Origin of the sequence: Neisseria sp. N95_16 (assembly GCF_002551535.2) — a bacterium.
Taxonomy (GTDB): Bacteria; Pseudomonadota; Gammaproteobacteria; order Burkholderiales; family Neisseriaceae; genus Neisseria; species Neisseria brasiliensis.
In genome coordinates this window covers 1-1,429 of record NZ_PDBT02000144.1, presented here as the reverse complement: position 1 = coordinate 1,429, position 1,429 = coordinate 1, and the positions used below count along the sequence as shown (strand labels likewise).

Genomic DNA, 1,429 nt, shown 5'->3' with positions numbered 1-1,429 from the left:
CCGCCGACCGAGAAAGACATTGGACTATGAGACACCGGGTGATCTGTTTTCAGCAGCCCTTGCCAATGGCATTTGAGCGTTGCACTTGAAATGCGAATGTAAGGGCCTTTTAATTATGCATTTAGATTCAACAATAAATCGCGGAAAGCGTTTGGGTCTTTAATGAAAGTCATTTCTCCAGATTGTGGGAAATGGAAATCCAATAAGCGTGATACCCAAAAGCGAATGCATCCTGCACGTTGGGCAATTGGGAAGTAAGCACGTTCTTCATCAGATAATGGCCGTATGCTTTCGTAACCTTTAATAAAGGCATCACGTAAAGATACATCCAAATGATTATCGGCTGTTCGTGCCCAATCGTTTACCGCAATTGCTAAGTCATACATAAAGTTACCGTTGCAGGCATAATAAAAATCAATAAAGCCGGCAACCTGTTCACCATCCAGCAAAACATTATCTTTGAACAAATCAGCATGAATGATGCCGGAAGGTAGGTGATGGCCTAAATTTTGATCTAAAAAAGCGATTTCCTGTTGCAATAACTGTGCATCTTCGTTACTTAAAACGGGTAAGAGCTGAGTGCAGGCTTCATGCCACCAGCGATCATAACGCGGGTTTTCCATCGTTAACGGAAAGTCTTGGCCGGCTAAATGCATCTTCGCCAGCATCGCGCCAGTATTAAAACATTGAGCTTCCGTCGCCCAGCTGGTGTCGGAGCCTTTCAAGCAAGTTACCAAGCAAGCCGGTTTGCCAACTAAAGTAGAATCTAATTTACCGTCTTTACGAATAATCGGAGCTGGGCAGGCAACACCGTTATTGCTTAAATGTAAATTCAATTGTAGGAAAAAAGGCAATTCTTCTTGTTTGAGTACTTCAAATATAGTTAATACATATCGCCCTGTTGTGGTAGTTAAAAAATAATTGCTGTTGGTAATTCCTTGGGCGATACCTTGCAAAGAAATAAAATCACCTAAATCATATTGAGTGAGAAACGCACGCATCTCATCATCTGAAACACTCGTATAGACCGACATAATCAAAAGCCTGATGGATAAAAAAGATAAAAGTAGCCTGAATCATACCAAAAAATTCCCTATATAAGCATCAAGGCCGTCTGAAAGCTGTGGCTTCTGATAGAAATATGTCGTAAAAAGACAAGTTAAAAGCCCTTACATTCGCCTAACAAGTGCAATTTCCAATAACAGAAAAGGCCAGTATGCGGTAGTATACTGCCTTTCCTGACAAGAAAGATTGCAATATGACCTACACACAACTGACCTCACACCAAAGATACTACATTTCCAGACATTACCGCAACCTACCCCTAAACCAAATCGCACAGAACATCGGTTGTCATCCCGCCACCGTCAGTCGGGAAATCAGACGGCATTCCGTCAACGGAACCTACTGTTACCGAAAAGCACAACAG

At 42.1% G+C, this 1,429-nt stretch carries 2 protein-coding genes; one reads left to right on the top strand and one right to left on the bottom strand.

Annotated elements, in window-relative coordinates:
* Positions 1-113 precede the first annotated feature (113 nt).
* The gene (thrB, locus tag CRG49_RS12890; RefSeq protein ID WP_095503796.1) at positions 114-1,034 is read right to left on the bottom strand and encodes a homoserine kinase; all 921 of its coding nucleotides are present in this window, start codon (positions 1,032-1,034) and stop codon (positions 114-116) included.
* Between the two features lie 224 nt (positions 1,035-1,258).
* Here thrB and CRG49_RS14195 point away from each other — a divergent pair.
* Positions 1,259-1,429 (top strand): helix-turn-helix domain-containing protein (locus CRG49_RS14195; protein WP_157807890.1); only part of this gene is annotated, 171 nt, incomplete at its 3' end.